Below are 16,717 nucleotides of genomic sequence, written 5' to 3' on the forward strand. Positions count from 1 at the left end.
GCAGCGGCGTTCTCGGCAGTGGTCAGGGCGGGGTCGGGCGATGTGCGTGAAGTCGTACGCGCACTGCTCGCGCGCCCGTCCGAATCACCCGCACCGTCCGTACCGCCGAAGCCCCGCCGACCTCCCGGCCACGCCCCCCTGACCCAGACAGCGGGACGTGAGCGCCGGGCCAACGAGAGGAAAGCCTCCCGTGCCTGCCCCCCGTTCCACCGTTCGCCGCTCCATCGCCGCCGTCGCGGCGCTGCCGCTGCTCGCCCTGGCGGCCACCGCCTGCGGCTACGGCTCCGAGGCCAAGGACGACGGCGCCGAGAAGGCGAACGTCTCCGCCAAGGGGAAGAAGCTCTCCTCGGACACCGTGAAGATCGGCTACTTCCCGAACCTCACGCACGCCACCGCCCTGGTCGGCATCCAGGAAGGCACCATTCAGAAGGAACTGGGCGGCACCCAGGTCGAGTCCACGACCTTCAACGCGGGCCCCTCCGAGATCGAGGCGCTGAACGCCGGGTCCATCGACATCGGGTTCATCGGCCCCTCCCCCTCCGTCAACGGCTTCAGCAAGTCCCAGGGCAAGGGGCTGCGGATCATCTCCGGCTCGGCCTCCGGCGGGGTGAAGCTGGTCGTGAACCCGGACAGGATCAAGACTCCGGACGACCTCAAGGGCAAGAAGATCGCCACCCCGCAGGTCGGCAACACCCAGGACGTGGCCTTCCTCAACTGGATCTCCGAGAAGGGCTGGAAGGTCGACGCCCAGAGCGGCCAGGGCGACGTCTCCGTGGTCCGCTCGGACAACAAGGTGACGCCCGACGCCTACAGGTCCGGTGATCTGGACGGCGCCTGGGTGCCCGAACCGACCGCGTCCAAGCTGGTGTCCGAGGGCGCGAAGGTGCTCCTCGACGAGAAGGACCTGTGGCCGGACAAGAAGTTCGTGATCACGAACATCATCGTGTCGCAGAGGTTCCTCGACGAGCACCCGGACGTGGTCGAGGCGGTGCTGAAGGGTTCGGTCGCCACCAACAAGTGGATCAACGCCAACCCCGAAGAGGCGAAGGCGTCCGCCAACAAGGCGCTGGAGAACCTGAGCGGCAAGCCGCTGCCCAAGGAGATCCTCGACCCGGCGTGGGAGTCCATCGAGATCACCGACGACCCGCTGGCCGGCACGCTCAAGACGCAGGCCGGGTACGCGGTGAAGTCCGGTCTGCTCAAGGAGCCGGACCTCCAGGGCATCTACGACCTGGGCCCGCTGAACAAGATCCTCAAGGCCGAGGGCAGGCCCGAGGTCGCCGACGCCGGTCTCGGCGTCAAGTAACCCGCCCATCCGTACCAGGAACCAGAAACCAGGATTCCCAGGAGGTGACGACCATGGCGACCACCACCCTCACCAAGGCCGAGGACCGGACGACGGTCGGGCATGCCGCCCGTCTCGCGCACGTCTCGAAGTCCTTCGCCGGACCCACCGGTCAGCAGCTCGTCCTGGACGACATCACGCTCGATGTCGCTCCGGGCGAGTTCGTCACCCTCCTGGGAGCCTCCGGGTGCGGAAAGTCGACGCTGCTCAATCTGGTGGCCGGACTCGACCGCCCGTCCAAGGGGTCCATCGAGACCCCCGGTGGGCGGCCGGCCCTGATGTTCCAGGAGCACGCCCTCTTCCCGTGGCTGACCGCGGGCAAGAACATCGAACTGGCCCTGCGGCTGCGCGGGGTGCCCAAGTCCGCGCGCCGCGCCGAAGCGGAACGGCTGCTCGAACTCGTCCGTCTCGGCGGCGCGTACGGCAAGCGGGTGCACGAGCTGTCCGGTGGCATGCGGCAGCGCGTCGCGATGGCCCGCGCCCTCGCCCAGGACAGTCAACTGCTGCTGATGGACGAGCCGTTCGCGGCACTCGACGCCATCACCCGCGATGTGCTGCACGACGAGCTGACCCGGATTTGGCGGGAGACGAACGCCTCGGTCCTCTTCGTCACGCACAACGTGCGCGAGGCCGTACGGCTCGCCCAGCGCGTCGTGCTGCTCTCGTCCCGGCCGGGCCGGATCGCCCGGGAGTGGACGGTCGACATCGAGCAGCCGCGCCGTATCGAGGACACCGCCGTGGCGGAGCTGTCCGTCGAGATCACCGAAGAACTGCGTGGGGAGATCCGCCGACATGGCCAGCACTGACATCACGTCGAGCCGGAAACGGCCGGACGAGTCGGCCGGACCGGGCGGCGCGAAGCCCGACGATCTGGCGGGTCTGGAGGCCGGGCTCGACGCCCTGGACGCCGTGCAGATCAACCGCACCCCGGTGCGTGAGGTCCTCCTGCGCAAGGTGCTGCCGCCGGTCGTGGCGGTGGCGCTCGTCCTGGTGATCTGGGAACTGCTCGTCCGCGCCCAGGTCACGGAGGTCTACAAGCTGCCGCCGCCGTCCGCGGTGTGGAACAGCGCGCGGGAGATGTGGCTGGCGGGCACGCTGCTGGAGGTCGTCTGGACCAGCGTCTCGCGGGGTCTGCTCGGCTTCCTCCTCGCGGTCGCCATCGGTACGCCGCTGGGGCTGCTGGTCGCCCGGGTGAAGCTGATCCGGGCGGCGATCGGCCCGATCCTGTCCGGGCTCCAGTCGCTGCCGTCGGTGGCGTGGGTGGCCCCGGCGGTGATCTGGCTCGGGCTGAACGACCAGATGATGTTCGCGGTGATCCTGCTGGGCGCGGTGCCCTCGATCGCCAACGGGCTGGTCTCCGGCGTCGACCAGGTGCCGCCGCTGTTCCTCCGGGCCGGCCGCACGCTGGGCGCGACCGGGCTGCGTGGGACCTGGCACATCGTGCTCCCGGCGGCGCTGCCCGGCTATCTGGCGGGTCTCAAGCAGGGCTGGGCGTTCTCCTGGCGCTCGCTGATGGCCGCCGAGATCATCGCCTCCTCCCCCGAACTGGGGCTGGGGCTGGGGCAGTTGCTGGAGAACGGCCGCAGCAACTTCGACATGCCCGGGATCTTCCTCTCGATCCTGCTCATCCTGTTCGTCGGCATCGCGATCGACCTGCTCATCTTCAGTCCGCTGGAGCGGTGGGTACTGCGCAGCCGCGGTCTCCTCGTCAAGAACTGAGCCCTCCCATGACGCACCCCACTCTCCTCGTCATCGCCCACGGCAGCCGCGACCCGCGGCACGCCGCGACTGTGCACGCGCTCACCGAGCGGGTCCGGGCGACGCGGCCGGGGCTGCGTGTGGAGACCGCGTACCTGGAGTTCAACGCCCCGTCCGTGCCCCGGGTGCTGGAGCGGCTGGCCGCGGAGGGGGCGGACGAGATCGTCGCCCTTCCGCTGCTGCTCACCCGGGCGTTCCACGCCAAGACCGACATCCCCTCGGTGCTGCGCGAGGCCCGGGCCCGGCTGCCCCGGCTGAGCATCCGGCAGGCCGACGTGCTCGGCCCGTCCCCGCTGCTGAACGCCACGCTGGGGCGGCGGCTGCGGGAGGCCGGGATCCGTCCCGGCGACCTCCCCCGGACCGGGCTCGTCCTGGCCTCGGCGGGATCCACAGACCCGGAGGCGATCGCAGTGATCGCTGAAATCGCGCGGGAGCTGCGGCACACCGGTTGGTGCGCCGTGCGGCCTGCGTTCGCCTCCGCTTCCCTTCCCACCACCGAGGAAGCCGTACGGGCGCTGCGCGCCGACGGCGTGCGCCGGGTGGCGGTGGCCCCGTACGTCATCGCGCCCGGCCGGCTCCCCGACCGCATCGCGGCGGGCGCCGAGGCGGCCGGGGCTGACGTCCTGGCCGATGTGCTGGGCCCCGCGCCGGAGTTGGCGCGGCTGCTGCTGGACCGGTACGACGAGGCGCGGGTGACGGACCTCGCCTCGCTGTCGGCCTGAGGCATCAGGGCGGGGGTGGCTCTCGGCCGATCAGCGATCAGGCCTCGGGGGAAGGGCCGTCGAGGGGGCTGCCGGGCGGGCCGTCGCCGAACGGCGTCGCCTGGTGGAAGTAGAGCCGCCAGCCCTCGGGGGTCAGCCGCCACAGGGAGCTGCGGTGCGAGTGGACCCCCTTGGACTCGGTGTCGAAGGTGAGGTGCACCAGGTCGGCGCCGAGCTGCGCCCCCCGCATCCGGGAGGCGGTGAGCGGGCCGGGGCGCGGGGCGTCGTCCGCGGTGAGCGAGGCGATGATCGTCTCCCGGGTCCAGAGCCGGCCGCTGGTGCCGATCTCCCGGAACTCGGGGTGCAGCAGCGAGGCGAGGAGCTCGGCGGAGGCCCGTACCACCGGGTCCAGCAGGCGCAGCTCGCCCTCGATGGCTGCGGCCACGGCGGGCGACGGCTCAGCCACGGGTCAGCTCCACGAGTTTCGCCACGGTGTTCCAGTTGCGGCTGGTGAGGTTGAGGCCCTTGACGTGGCGGGGGCGGCCCAGCGCGACCGCCAGCTTGGAGCGGCCGAGCCCGTCGGGGGCGTACAGGTACAGGCAGCGGTCGCCGAGCCGGAACTCCTCCGGCAGGAAGTCCCCGGCTTCCAGGCCCGCGAAGCGGTCAGCGCTCACGGGCCGGTCGAAGAAGGTGACGTGGAGCTGCTTGCCCTCCAGCTCGGCGGCGGGGAAGGGGCAGGCTTCCGCGACGGCGGCGAGATAGCCGGCGTCCCGGACGAGGCAGTCGACGGCGAAGCCGAACCGCCGGTGCAGCGCCTTCTCCAGGGCTGCGGCCAGCGCGTCCTCGTCGTCGCTCCCGCTCCGGAAGACGGCGTTGCCGCTCTGCAGATGGGTGGCGATGCCGGTGTGTCCCAGTTCGGTGAGCACGGTGCGCAGTTCGGGCATGGGGACCCTCTTGCTGCCGCTCACGTTGATCCCCCGCAGCAGCGCCGCGTACGTCGTCGTCATGGCCACTCACCCTAAGGGCTGTCCCGTAATCCCTGGTGGATCAGCGCGCGGCGTCGGATGCGGTGCATCGCAAGGCGGAGGGACGTCCGCATACTGGATGTAGGGGGATGTTCCGACAACGCGGCGAGGTGCCGTAGCTGTCGTCGTGCGCCCGCCAGGGATTACGGGACAGACCTTGGGCCCTCGCGCGGGGATCCGGCCGGATTGGCCGGATCGGGGAGCGGGTCAGGGCGATCGTCGGGGCCGGCCGGAAACGGCGCAGCCGCCGCGCCCCGTGGGGGAGAGCGCGGCGGCCGCTGTGCGCGGGGGCCGGGCGGCGGGAGTACGGCCCCTGCCGCCCGGCGTCCGGTCGGAACCGGGGTGCTACTCGACGACCTTGAGGAGCTTGTTGGCCGTGCCCTCGGTGGCGTTGCTGATGGCGTCCGGGGTGGCTCCCTCGGTGAGCGCCGTGGCGACGGCCTCCGGGGTGGCGTCCTGGTTGCCCGCCAGGTAGACGGCGGCCGCGCCGACGACGTGCGGGGTGGCCATGGACGTACCGGAGATGGTGTTGGTGCCGGTGTCGCTGTCGTTCCAGGTGGACGTGATGTCCGAGCCGGGGGCGTAGATGTCGACGACCGGGCCGTAGTTGGAGAACGACGACTGCTCGTCGGCCTCCGTGGACGAGGCGACGGTGATCGCCTCGGGGACGCGGGAGGGCGAGCCCTGCCCGGCGTCGCTGGACTCGTTGCCGGCGGCCACACCGAAGGTGATGCCCGCGGCGATGGCCTTCTGGACGGCCGCGTCGAGGGCGGGGTCGGCGCCGCCGCCGAGGCTCATGTTGGCGACGGACGGACCCTTGGCGTTGGCGGCGACCCAGTCGATCCCGGCGATGACCTGCTCGGTGGTGCCCGAGCCGCTGTCGTCCAGGACGCGGACGGCCACGATGTTCGCCTTCTTGGCGACGCCGTGCGCGGTCCCGGCTATGGTTCCCGCCACGTGGGTGCCGTGCCCGTTGCCGTCGTCGGCGTCGTCGTCGTTGTCGATGGCGTCGAAGCCGGAGGTGGCGCGGCCCTCGAAGTCCTCGTGGGTGACGCGGACGCCGGTGTCGATGACGTACGCGGTGACGCCCTCGCCGCCGGCGTCCGGGTAGGTGTAGGCGTTGTCGCCCGCGGTCTCGGTCTGGTCGATCCGGTCCAGACCCCAGGACGGCGGGTTGTCCTGGGTGGCGTCGATGCTGAACTTCTTGTTCTGCACCACCTTGGCGACGGCCGGGTCGGCGGCGAGGCGCTTGGCCTCGGTCTCCGAAAGGCCGCTGGCGGAGAAGCCGTTGATGCTGGAGGAGTAGGTGCGCTTGAGCTTGCCGCCGTACTCCTTCGCGAGCTCGGACTTGTCGGCCTTCTTCTCGTCCAGCATCACGATGTAGCTGCCGGACACGGCGGTCGCGGCGTCCGCGCCGTAGACCGTGCCCAAGGGAGCCGGTGCGGCTCCGGCGTACGAGGTGCCGAGAAGGGTGGCTCCGGCGGCGGCCGCCACGGCGGTGATCGCGGCGGTCAGCTTGATGCGACGGGTGCGCTGGTGCTTGGCCATGAAGAGGGGTCTCCTCGTCAAACTCTGTGGGGGGATTGGCCCTCGGCCGGAAGATCTCCGGGGGCTGGCTCAAAACCCTGACCGATTGACGGGCACAGATCAAGACCCTCACGTGGGCACACTTGCTCAACAACGTTTCGTAATAAGAAATCGGCCATGGCTGGTCACAACGGCCGGGGACAGTCGCCGAACGTCCGACCCACCCGGATCGAGCGGTATCGAGCCACCCCGCGAGGGCGTACCGCCTTTCATATCCCTTGCTCAGAGCCGTAGTTGAAGATTCGGTTGCCATCCGCCCGGCCATCGCCGGGCCCCCACTGTGGCCTGTGGGGCGGGAGTGACCATGCGTGAAGACCCGTGAAGGTCCGTGAAGGTGTGCGCGAGAGGGGTGAACACGTGGACCCTGGTGTGAAGTCGCGAGGGTATGCGTGCAGATGCGCCGACCGGACCCGCCACGACGGGGGCTTCACAGAGCCGAAACACGGATGTCCCGCCCCGGGAGGCCGCTGGGCGCGGCGCACGGGGCGGGACGGAGAACGTCCGGATAGCGCTCAGGCGATTCCGCTCAGCGCGACAGCTCGGCCTCGATGAGGTCGGCGGCCCGCGGGGTGCCGCCCTCGCGCGCCATCTGCTCGCTCAGCCGCCCGCACCGGGCGGCCACTTCGGGGTCGTTCACCAGAGCGAGCACGGCCTCGCGCAGGCTCGCGGCGTCGGCCTCCTCCATCGGGAGATGCCGGGCCACCCCCAGCGACTGGAGCATGTCAGCGTTGCCGAACTGGTCGACGGCCTGGGGGACGGCGACCATCGGGGTGCCGGTGGCGAGCCCCTCCTGGCTCCCGCCCGCGCCGGCGTGGGTGATGAAGGCGTCAGCCTGCTTGAGGACGGCCAACTGCGGAACCCAGGTGCGCACCTCCACATTGCCCGGTACGTCTCCGAGTTCGGCGGGGTCGACGTGCGCCCCGATCTGGAGCACCACGTGCCAGCCGGGCAGGCCGCCGAAGGCCTCGACGCACTCCCGGTAGAACGCGGGCTGCTTGGTGAAGGAGGAGCCCAGCGACACCAGGAGCACCTTCTCCGCCCCGTCCGGCCGGGTCCACTCCCCCTGGTCCGCGCGGTCGCCCTGACAGGCCCCGACGAAGGTGTACATCTCGCGGTTCACGCGGTCGGCGTTCGGCTGGAGCGCCTCGGGGATCAGCACGATGCCGAAGCGCGGGCGGGCCACGAAGTCGTCGCTGGGAACATGACCCAGGCCGTTCTCGGCGAGCCAGTCGTCGAAGCGCGCGTAGTACGCCTTGCCGCGCTCGGTCTGCTTCAGCTCGGCGGTCATCGGCTCGCCGACCTCCTGCTCGTACCCGTCCCAGGGGACCAGGTTGGGCCAGAGGGAGACGGCGGGGACGCCCCAGCGGTGGGCGAGGACCCGGGCGGGATAGGAGGTGATGTCGTGCAGGACGAGGTCGGGCTCGTCGCCCGCGAAGGCCTCGGCGAGCCGCGGGAGCGCCTGGAGCGCGTCGTCGAGGAAGGGTTCGATGTTGTCGATCAGCTCGGTGCCCCAGGCATCGGGGTCGTCGTCGGTCGGCAGGGTCGAGGCGTAGATCACCGGCCGGGCGCCGGTGGCGGCGACCTTCTCGGCAAAGGAGGCCGGGATGGCGTAGCTGACGCGGTGTCCACGGTCGACGAGTTCGCGGATGACGTCGAGGCTCGGGTTCACATGTCCGTGGGCGGCGATGGAGAACATGGCGATGTGGGCACGCGGGGATTCCGTCATGCCGCACACCGTAGACGAGACGAGACGTCTCGTGCAACCAGGTTCCCTGGCCGGGATCAGCGCTGGTAGCGGGCCAGCACCCGGTTTCCGTCGTCCACCAGCCGTTTCCGCAGCTCGTCGGTGTCGATCGCGCCGCTGTAGTACTCCTGGAGGGCGGGGGTCGCCACCTTGTCCTTCCACTCGGGGTAGCCGCGCACCGACTGGGCGGGCGCCGGGCGCAGACCCTGCGCGAGCGCGGTGCCGACGGCCCAGCCGTGCTCGCTCCCGCGCAGCGACGGGTCGGCCAGGGCCTCCGTACCGGTGGGCAGCATCCAGTCGCCCCGGGCGAGGCGCACCATGTTCGGGGGGCGCAGCAGGAAGTCGATGAACGCGACTGCCTCCTTCTTGTGCGGGCTCTCCTCGGCGACCGACAGCGTCTGCGGGCTCACGCCCTGGACCGCGCCGCCCGCGCCCGCGGGCATCGGCAGGACCGTCCAGTCGAACCCCTTCGGGGCCTGCTGGATGATCTGCTGACGGTAGGAGAAGCCGAGCGGGAGCATCGCGTACTTGCCGCCGAAGAACCCGGGGAGCGCGTCCGACCCGCCCATGCCCAGCGCGCCGCGGGCGGCGCTGCCGTCGGTGTTGACCTGGTCGCGGATGGTGCCGGTCACCACACCGTCGCCCTGCTCGAAGCGCAGAACCGCCTTGCCGTCGTCGTCGCGGTGGAAGAGCTGTCCGCCGCCGGAGAGTCCCAGGTTGAGGGTGACGGAGACCGGCTCCTTCAGCGGCCAGGCGACCCCGTACCGCCCCTTGCCCGTCAGCTCGTCGGTGACCTGGCGGAACTCCTCCCAGCTCCAGGGGTGCTCCGGGGTCGGAATCCGGGCACCCGACGCCTTCAGCAGCTCCGTGTTGGCGATCAGGACCCGGGGCTCCTGGAGGAAGGGCACCCCGTGGATGCCCTTGCCGAACGTGGTGGTGCGCCAGGACTGTTCGGGGATGTCGGCCTTGAGCCGGTCGGGGAGGAGGGGGCGCAGGTCGGCGAGGTAGCCCCCGTACGCGAAGTCGGCCAGGTCGTCGGAGGCGTCATGGATGACGTCGGGGGCCTCGCCGCCCTCGAAGGAGGTGAGCAGCTGGTCGTGGACGCTGTCCCAGCTGCCCTGGACGTAGTCGACCTGGACGTCGGGGTGGGCCGCGTTCCACTCCTTCACCAGGTGTTTGTTGGCGTCGACGGACTCCTTCTGCCAGGCCAGCGACTGGAACCGGAGCCGGATCGTGCCGTCCGCATCCCGCCCGTCGTCGCCGCCGGCCGAGCAGCCGGTGAGCAGCAGGGCCAGTACGGCGACGGCGGACGCCGCCCGCCGGGCCGGGGCGCGCATCAGCTCTTCACCGCCCCGGCCGTCATCCCGCCGGTGATCCGCCGCTGGATGAAGGCGAAGAGGACGAGGGAGGGGAGCGTGGCGAGGAAGGCGGCCGCGGCGAGCGGGCCGAGGTCGGCCACGCCCTCCGCGCCGAGGAAGTGGGTGAGGACGACCGGCAAGGTCTGCTTCTCCGGGGTCTTGAGCAGGACGAGCGCGAAGAAGAACTCGTTCCATGCGGTGATGAAGGCGAACAGCCCGGTGGCGACGATCCCGGGGGCGAGGAGCGGGGCCACGACCGAGATGAGCGTCCGCACCCGGCCCGCCCCGTCGACGGCGGCGGCCTCCTCCAGCTCGGTCGGCACGGCCCGTACGTATCCGGCGAGCATCCACAGCGCGAAGGGCAGCGACCAGACGACGTAGACCAGGACCAGCCCCCACAGGGTGTTGATCAGATGCAGGTTCTTCAGGATCAGGAAGAGCGGGATGATCACCAGGACGAACGGGAACGCCTGGCTGACCACCACCCAGCCGGTGGCGGCGGTGGCGAGCCGGCCCCGGTGGCGGGCCATCACATAGGCCATCGGGGTGGCGATCACGACGGCGATCACGGCCGCGCCGAGGGCGACGATCAGGGAGTTGGCCGCGGCCTGGAGCAGCGGCTGCTCGTCGAAGGCCTGCCGGAAGTTGTCCAGGGTGGGCTGCTCGGGAATCCAGGTGGGGTGCAGCGAGCCCAGTTCGCGGGCGGGCTTGAAGGCGGTCGAGACCAGCCACACGAACGGGAACGCGAGGAAGACCAGGTACGCCAGGAGCGCCAGGTACTGAGCGGCCCGCGCGGGCCTGCCGGTGCGCAGCCCGGTCGACTCCCGCCCTGCCGGTGCCGGCCCCGCCGGTCGTCGCCTCATCGGTCCTCGCCTCCCCTGAGCCGGCCTACGAGGTAGAGGGCGAGGAGCACGGAGATCACCGCGACCATCACGAAGCCCATCGCCGCGGCGTACCCGAACTGCCCGTACCGGAAGGCCTCCTCGTAGGCGAAGAGCATCGGCAGCCGGGTCCGGCCGCCGGGTCCGCCGCTGGTCAGGACGTAGACCAGGGCGAAGGAGTTGAAGTTCCAGATCAGGTTGAGCGCAGAGATCGCGAGCGCGATCGGTTTCAGTGCGGGCCAGGTGACGGTACGGAAACGGCGCCACGCGCCCGCTCCGTCCAGGGCGGCCGCCTCGTGGAGTTCGCGCGGGGTGTTCTGGAGGCCGGCGAGCAGGGCCACGGTGGTCTGGGGCATGCCCGCCCAGATGCCGACGAGGATCACGGCGGGCAGCGCGGTGGCGAGGCCGGTGAGCCAGTCCCGGCCGTCACCCAGTCCGAGGTCGCGGATGGTCTCGTTGAGGATGCCGGCGTCCGGGTTGTAGACGAGCCGCCACATGATGCCGACGACGACCTCGGGCATCGCCCAGGGGATGATCGCCAGCGCCCGGGCCAGCCAGCGCATCCGCAGGTTCTGGTTGAGCAGCAGGGCGAGGCCGAGCGCCAGGAGGAACTGCGGGACGGTGACGCCGACGGCCCAGAGCAGGCCGATCCGGAAGGAGTCCCAGAACAGGGTGTCGTGCAGCAGGTCCTGGAAGTTCAGGGTGCCGATCCACTGGGTGGAGCGGGTGCGGCCGGACTGGGCGTCGGTGAAGGCGAGAGCGATGCCGTAGAGGAGCGGCCCGACGCTGAGAATCAGGATCGGGATGAGCGCGGGCAGCACCAGGAACCAGGCGGCCCGGTCCCCGAACGCCTTGCGTTCCGGACGGCCCGACCGCCCCGGACGGCCGGAGCCCCCCGCACGTCCGCCCCGCCCGCCCTGCCCGTCCGGTCCGTTGCGCCCGCTGTGCGGGTCGTCCGGTCCGGGCCGCTTCGTCGCGGTCACCGATGTCACGAAGTAGACCCCTTTGCCCCGTATCTCCCTGATGCACCTGCGACGGACTTCATCCCGTTCCCACTGCCCGGGAGACCTCCGTCATCGTGCTGACGGGTCATCGGTTCGTCAAGGTGGCCTGCGGGGATGCAAAATCGCACCCATGGACGAGATGCGAGCGCGCGAGGTGCTGACGGCAGCCGGCTTCCCCGGCGCGGCGGAGCTGCTCGCGCTGGGCGAGAACGCGGTCTTCGCCGCCGGCGACCTGGTGATCAAGGTCGGCCGGGACGCCACCGGCCACCCCGAGCTGCGCGAGCGGGCGGAGCGGGAGGTGGCCATCGCCGACTGGCTCGCCGCGTCCGGCGTCCCGGCCGTCCGCGCGGCCGAGCGCGGGCCCCGCCTGGTCGAGGGCCACCCCGTGACGCTGTGGCACCGGCTTCCCGACCCCGTGCGCCCCGCCGAGCCGCGTGACCTCGCCCCGCTGCTCTCCCTGGTGCACGCGCTGCCCGCCCCGGCCGACTTCACCCTGCCGCGCCGCGAGCTGCTGGGCGGCGTGGAGCGCTGGCTGAGCCTGGCGGGAGACGCGATCGACCCGGCGGACGCGGACTACCTCCGCGAGCGCCGCGACGGCTTCGCGGCCGCGGCCGCCGCGCTCGTCCCGCATCTGCCGCCGGGGCCGATCCACGGCGACGCGCTCCCGCGCAACGTCCACGTCGGGCCCGACGGCCCGGTCCTGGTCGACCTGGAGACGTTCTCGGCCGATCTGCGCGAACACGACCTGGTCGTCCTCGCCCTCTCCCGCGACCGCTACGGCCTCGACCCGGCGGCGTACGACGCCTTCACCTCCGCGTACGGCTGGGACGTCCGGGAGTGGGAGGGGTGCGCGGTGCTGCGCGGCGCCCGGGAGACGGCCAGCTGTGCGTGGGTCTCCCAGCACGCCCCGGCCAACCCGAAGGCGCTCACCGAATTCCGCCGCCGGGTGGCATCGCTGCGCGAGGGGGATCCCGAGGTGCGCTGGCGCCCCTTCTGAGCGGCCCGGGAGGCACGGTCCGGCGCCCAGTGATCCTTCCGTACTATGCGTCGTGGCCGTCAGGCCGAACAGGTGCGATTGCAACGGGGGTTGCCCATGGGCACCGGAGAAGGCAGCGAGCAGAACCTCGCAAGCTCGGCGAGCGACAAGAATCGCGCGGCGAAGTACATGAGAGAGAACCTGATGCCGGGCGCCCGGTCGGCCGGCGGCATGGCGGCCGGCGGCGGGTCGGTGCGGATTCCCTTCCTCGCCCCGTCGGCGGCTCCTCCCAGCCCCCTGATCAAGCAGGACACCGGGCTGAAAGGGCTCTCCGCCTGGGCCTCGGACCAGGGCGTCTCCGATGCACTCGGCAACTGGCAGGCACAGGTCAACCGGCTGATGGGGCGGTTGCAGCAGGAGCTGAACGGGCTGGAAGGCGCGAAGACCATCTTCCACAACCAGGACCTCGCCACCGGCGCCCAGATGAACTCCATACGGCCGCCCAGCAGCTTCGACGGAATGTGACGGGCGCCACCATGACGCTGAGCTATGAAGACGTCGTGACGGCCGATCTTTCCTCCTTCGCGGACGTGGCCGGGGCGTGGAAGAAGATGGGCGAGCGCTTCGGTGAGCTGAAAACCGACTACGCGCAGAACGTGCAGGCCGTGCTGACCAACGGGAACTGGCAGGGCGAGGCCTTCGGCGCCCAGCAGAACAGCGCCGCGGCCACCGCCTTCGAGTTCGGTGCGGCGAAGGCCGAGGCGCTGGCCATCTCCAGTCTTCTCACGGACGCGCAGACCGAGCTGACCCGCCTGCAGAAGGCGGTCAAGGAGCTGGTCGCGGACGCCGAGAAGAAGGACTACGAGGTCGACGGCACCGGCAAGGCGACCTACGTCGGGTACGACAACCTCTCCGCGCAGGAGAAGTACGCCTTCCAGCACGACCCCGACCACACCCGCCTGCTGGCCGACGCCCGGGAGAAGGCGCAGGGCTGGACCGACCAGATAGCCAAAGCGGTCAAGGCAGTCGACGACGCCGACCAGAGCGTCAAGCGGGCGCTGTCCCGTGCAACGAACGACGTCTCGATGGACGGCATCGGCATCGGCGGGTTCAACACACGGGCCGAGGGCGATCTGGCGAAGGCCGGCAAGCCGGGCCCCAAGCCGGGCGAGAAGGACGGGTGGGTCGCCGAGGGCGAGTCCGAGGCCTCTGGGCCAGGTGTCGGGACGGACGCCAGCGGTCCGAACATCGGGAAGGGCAAGCTGGCCGAGGCCGAGGCGCACGCCGACCTCGGCCGCGCCAAGGCGGAGGGCACGCTCACCAATGGGCCGATGAAGCTGGCCGGAGAAGCCGAAGCCTATGCGGGCGCCAAGGCCTCGGCGGCCGCAGGCGTCACCCAGGAGGGCGCCCAGGGCGAGGCCAAGGGCTTCGCGGGCGGCGAGGCTTCGGCCAGTGGCACCGCCGACGCCGGCCCCGTCGGCGTGTATGCCAGGACTGAGGCAATGGCGGGCGCGGAGGCCGGGGTCAACGCGCAAGTGGGTCTGGACGGCGTGAACCTGAGCGCCGAGGCCTTCGCCGGGGCCAAGGCCAGCGCGGGCGCGGGCGCGGACATCGGTGGACTCGGCGCGGGTGTCACGGTCGAGGGCTGGGCCGGTCCTGGCGCCGAGGCGAGTCTGAACGCCAGCAAGGACGCCAACGGCGTATGGCACTTCGGCCCGAAGGTGGGCCTTTCCCCCGGTCTCGGCGGCGCCGTGGGCTTCGAGTTCACCGTCGACCCTGGGAAGGTCGTCGATACGGTGGGCGATGCGGCCGGGGCCGTGGGCGATGCGGCGAACTGGGTAGGAGACGGGATCGGCAGTCTGCTCTGACGTACATCGACGCGGACCCGCTGCCGTGAGCACACCGTTACCGTAAGGAGAGACCGGGATGACCACCACCCTGCCCGTACCGATCGCGTTCGAACTGCCGGACGGCTGGCGCGCCACGCCGCCGGACGGGGTGGGCGCGCCGGGCGCGGCGTTCGTCGCCCTGCACCCGCACCCGGATGCGGGGTTCACCGCGAACATCACGGTCGACGGCACGTTCCGCCCGGACCCGGCGACGCTCCCCGAGATCGCCGACGAATCGGTGGCCAACCTGCGTGGGTCCGCCGCCTCGGTCGACGTCGCCGAACGCCGGGAGGTCGGTTCCGAGGACGCTCCCGGCCTCACCCAGACCCTGGCGATCTCGGCGGTCGCCGGGGGCGCGCTCCGCGACCTCATCCAGTCGCAGGTCTATCTGTCCATGCTGGACGTCGACGATCCGAGCAAGCGGGCGGTGATCCGGCTGATCCTGACGGTGACCGCGGCCCAGCACGGCGACGTCGTCGAGGACTTCCGGGACTTCGTGCGCACGGTCCGCCCGGACACCGGTGCGACGTCCTAGGGAGTGCCGACCGGGGCGACCGGCCCTTTCTTGCACCGCTGTTCCGACCACTCATAGATTGACCTCATGGGATTCTTCGACAAGCTGACCGGAACCAAGCACCCCGAGGTCGGGCTGGCGCCCTGTCCGGCCGAGGAGTTGCGGGCGGCTCTGCTCGGTCTCAACCGGCCGAACGTCCCCTACGTCATCGGCGACGGCGCGGCGCACGGCGCCGATCTCGTGGCGGAGTGGCGGATCGACGAGCCCGCCTGGCAGACCTTCTTCATCGGGTCCCAGCTGACGCACGCCATCCGGATCCGGATGCGGCTGGCCGAGGACGTCCCCGAGGTGCGTGCCGTCGAGGAGAGTTGGGAAGTCACCCGCGTCGGCAATCCTCCGCGGCTTCAGACCTCGGCGGAGTACGGGCGCGGCGGGGGCAGGACTGTCTCGCGCCGCTACACCTTGCAGCGGGGGGAGAGCGGCCGTCTGGAGGCGACCGAATCGTTCAGCTTCGACAGCGCGCAGCTGACGGATCCCCTGCGGGACACCGCCCTCAAGTCGGGCTGGACCTGGCGCGGAGTAATCTTCGGCAAGCTCTGATCGGCGCCCTCCGGCGGCCTGCCGGCGGCACGGTGCCGCGTATGCTTCCGCCGACTGTCCCGCACCATGCGAAACGGAGCCTTCCCATGCCCATAGCCCGCTCGACCGCAGTGACGTGGAGCCTCTCGGCCCTGGCCGCCGGAGCGCTGCTCGTCGGCTGCTCGGCCTCGGCGAGTGTGGGGGGTTCCGAGTCGAAGCTGTCCAAGGACAAGCTGTCCGCCACGGTCGCGAAGAAGCTCGCCGAGACGACGGGCCAGCCGGAACCGGACGTCACATGCCCCGAGGACCTCGCCGGGAAGGTCGGCACCGAGACCCGCTGCACCCTCACGGCGGGCGACGGCAGCACCCTGGGGGTGACGGCCACCGTCACCTCGGTCGACGGCGATCAGATCAACTTCGACATCGAGGCGGACGACAAGGCCTCCCCCGCCGCGAACTGACGCGGGGGGCTTCCGTCCCGCCCGCCCCGGCTCAGCGGCTGCGCGGGATCACCGGCCAGGACGCCTCGACCACGGCCGCCGGGTCCGAGCGGCGGAGGTAGGCCTGGAGCGAGGCCGACTGCTCGGCGGCCGCCCGGATCTGAAGGGCGTGCAGTTCGGCGGGCGGCAGGGTGCCGACGGGGCGGTGCCGCTCTCCCATCCGGCGCACCACGCGTACGGCGGCCACCGCGTCGGCGCTCGCCTCGTGGGCTCCGTCGAGCGTGACCCCGTAGTGGTCGCAGAGCGCTTGGAGGGCCCGCTTGCCCTTGCGGTACTTGTCGACGTGCTTGTCGATCACCAGCGGGTCGATGACGGGCGAGGGCGCGCCGCCGACCCGCTCGTCGACCGACGGCAGCCCGTGCCTGCGGCACTCGCGGTCCAGCAGCGAGAGGTCGTAGCGGGCGTTCATCACCACCAGCGGGACGCCCGAGCGCAGCACCTCGGCGACCGCGTGGGCGATCTCCTCGACCGCCGGGGCGGCCCGCGACCCGTGCTTGCGGGCGTGGTCGGTGCCGATGCCGTGGATCGCGGAGGCCTGTTCGGGTATCGCCACCCCCGGGTCGAGCAGCCAGGTCCGCTGCTCGGCGACCGTCCCGTCCGCGTCCAGCCGGACCAGTGCGGCGGTGACGATGCGGTCGTTCTCGACGTCGGTCCCCGTCGTCTCCAGGTCGAAGCCGACCAGTGTTCCCCGGTGCCAGCTCATCCCGATACCTCCTTCGTGGTGCGCTCCCCCATGTGCTGACCACCTTCGCACGGGCCACTGACAGCGCCCCGGGGAGGTCCGCGGCGCACGGCCCGTCAGAAGACCGGGCGGGCCGGTGAGAAGAACCGGGCAGGCCGTCGGGAGAGCCGGGCG

The 16,717-nt window shown here is 71.3% G+C and carries 17 protein-coding genes and 1 pseudogene; 10 read left to right on the plus strand and 8 right to left on the minus strand.

Translation table 11 applies throughout. The features are described 5' to 3' along the window. The first annotated feature begins 190 nt into the window (after positions 1–190). The 4 genes from N7925_RS05980 to N7925_RS05995 are packed head-to-tail and all read left to right on the plus strand — an operon-like array spanning position 191 to position 3,825. Positions 191–1,306 carry an ABC transporter substrate-binding protein gene (locus N7925_RS05980; protein WP_274343264.1) on the plus strand — a complete coding sequence of 372 codons (1,116 nt, stop codon included), beginning with the start codon at positions 191–193 and terminating at the stop codon, positions 1,304–1,306. 53 nt (positions 1,307–1,359) lie between these two features. Next, a complete protein-coding gene (locus N7925_RS05985; RefSeq protein WP_265598457.1) occupies positions 1,360–2,151 on the plus strand; it encodes an ABC transporter ATP-binding protein in 792 nt (263 codons plus the stop codon). After that, a complete protein-coding gene (locus tag N7925_RS05990; protein WP_265598458.1) occupies positions 2,138–3,064 on the plus strand; it encodes an ABC transporter permease in 927 nt (308 codons plus the stop codon). The genes N7925_RS05985 and N7925_RS05990 overlap by 14 nt, the downstream gene beginning before the upstream one ends. A gap of 8 nt (positions 3,065–3,072) precedes the next feature. Next, positions 3,073–3,825, plus strand: a complete 753-nt coding sequence (locus tag N7925_RS05995) for a sirohydrochlorin chelatase (RefSeq protein ID WP_274343265.1) — start codon at positions 3,073–3,075, stop codon at positions 3,823–3,825. Between the two features lie 37 nt (positions 3,826–3,862). Here the strand turns inward: N7925_RS05995 and N7925_RS06000 are convergent, their stop codons facing one another. From N7925_RS06000 to N7925_RS06030, 7 genes and pseudogenes are all read right to left on the minus strand, one after another. Next, complete coding sequence (locus tag N7925_RS06000) at positions 3,863–4,270, minus strand: nuclear transport factor 2 family protein (protein ID WP_265598460.1); 408 nt, start codon at positions 4,268–4,270, stop codon at positions 3,863–3,865. Beyond that, positions 4,263–4,811 carry a DUF1697 domain-containing protein gene (locus N7925_RS06005; RefSeq protein ID WP_274343266.1) on the minus strand — a complete coding sequence of 183 codons (549 nt, stop codon included), beginning with the start codon at positions 4,809–4,811 and terminating at the stop codon, positions 4,263–4,265. Before N7925_RS06005 ends, N7925_RS06000 begins: the two co-directional genes overlap by 8 nt. A 363-nt stretch (positions 4,812–5,174) precedes the next feature. Beyond that, positions 5,175–6,377 (minus strand): S8 family peptidase, encoded by a 1,203-nt coding sequence (locus tag N7925_RS06010; RefSeq protein WP_274343267.1) that lies wholly within the window; start codon positions 6,375–6,377, stop codon positions 5,175–5,177. A gap of 565 nt (positions 6,378–6,942) precedes the next feature. Then, positions 6,943–8,179 (minus strand): annotated as a pseudogene (gene mgt / locus N7925_RS06015) (macrolide-inactivating glycosyltransferase). Between the two features lie 19 nt (positions 8,180–8,198). Next, complete coding sequence (locus N7925_RS06020; protein ID WP_265598463.1) at positions 8,199–9,497, minus strand: ABC transporter substrate-binding protein; 1,299 nt, start codon at positions 9,495–9,497, stop codon at positions 8,199–8,201. Beyond that, positions 9,497–10,381 carry a carbohydrate ABC transporter permease gene (locus N7925_RS06025; RefSeq protein ID WP_274343268.1) on the minus strand — a complete coding sequence of 295 codons (885 nt, stop codon included), beginning with the start codon at positions 10,379–10,381 and terminating at the stop codon, positions 9,497–9,499. Before N7925_RS06025 ends, N7925_RS06020 begins: the two co-directional genes overlap by 1 nt. After that, on the minus strand, positions 10,378–11,391 hold the full coding sequence (locus tag N7925_RS06030) for a carbohydrate ABC transporter permease (RefSeq protein WP_274343269.1): 1,014 nt from the start codon (positions 11,389–11,391) through the stop codon (positions 10,378–10,380). Before N7925_RS06030 ends, N7925_RS06025 begins: the two co-directional genes overlap by 4 nt. A gap of 142 nt (positions 11,392–11,533) precedes the next feature. Between N7925_RS06030 and N7925_RS06035 the strand changes: the two genes are divergently transcribed. The 6 genes from N7925_RS06035 (at position 11,534) to N7925_RS06060 (ending at position 15,822) form a co-directional block, all read left to right on the plus strand. Next, on the plus strand, positions 11,534–12,400 hold the full coding sequence (locus N7925_RS06035; protein ID WP_265598466.1) for a phosphotransferase enzyme family protein: 867 nt from the start codon (positions 11,534–11,536) through the stop codon (positions 12,398–12,400). A gap of 96 nt (positions 12,401–12,496) precedes the next feature. Beyond that, a complete protein-coding gene (locus N7925_RS06040; protein ID WP_265598467.1) occupies positions 12,497–12,904 on the plus strand; it encodes a hypothetical protein in 408 nt (135 codons plus the stop codon). Between the two features lie 11 nt (positions 12,905–12,915). Next, complete coding sequence (locus N7925_RS06045; RefSeq protein ID WP_274343270.1) at positions 12,916–14,247, plus strand: hypothetical protein; 1,332 nt, start codon at positions 12,916–12,918, stop codon at positions 14,245–14,247. Positions 14,248–14,305: 58 nt separating this feature from the next. Next, entirely contained in the window at positions 14,306–14,803 is a 498-nt protein-coding gene (locus N7925_RS06050) for a hypothetical protein (protein ID WP_265598469.1), read from the plus strand. A gap of 66 nt (positions 14,804–14,869) precedes the next feature. Beyond that, a complete protein-coding gene (locus tag N7925_RS06055; RefSeq protein ID WP_265598470.1) occupies positions 14,870–15,382 on the plus strand; it encodes a hypothetical protein in 513 nt (170 codons plus the stop codon). 86 nt (positions 15,383–15,468) lie between these two features. Further along, positions 15,469–15,822, plus strand: coding sequence for a DUF4333 domain-containing protein (locus N7925_RS06060; protein WP_265598471.1), 354 nt, complete (start codon positions 15,469–15,471; stop codon positions 15,820–15,822). Between the two features lie 31 nt (positions 15,823–15,853). On the opposite strand, the gene N7925_RS06065 is transcribed toward N7925_RS06060, so the two are convergent. Next, entirely contained in the window at positions 15,854–16,564 is a 711-nt protein-coding gene (locus tag N7925_RS06065; protein ID WP_265598472.1) for a 3'-5' exonuclease, read from the minus strand. Positions 16,565–16,717: the final 153 nt, after the last annotated feature.

Source organism: Streptomyces sp. CA-278952, assembly GCF_028747205.1.
In the GTDB taxonomy this organism is placed as follows: Bacteria; Actinomycetota; Actinomycetes; order Streptomycetales; family Streptomycetaceae; genus Streptomyces.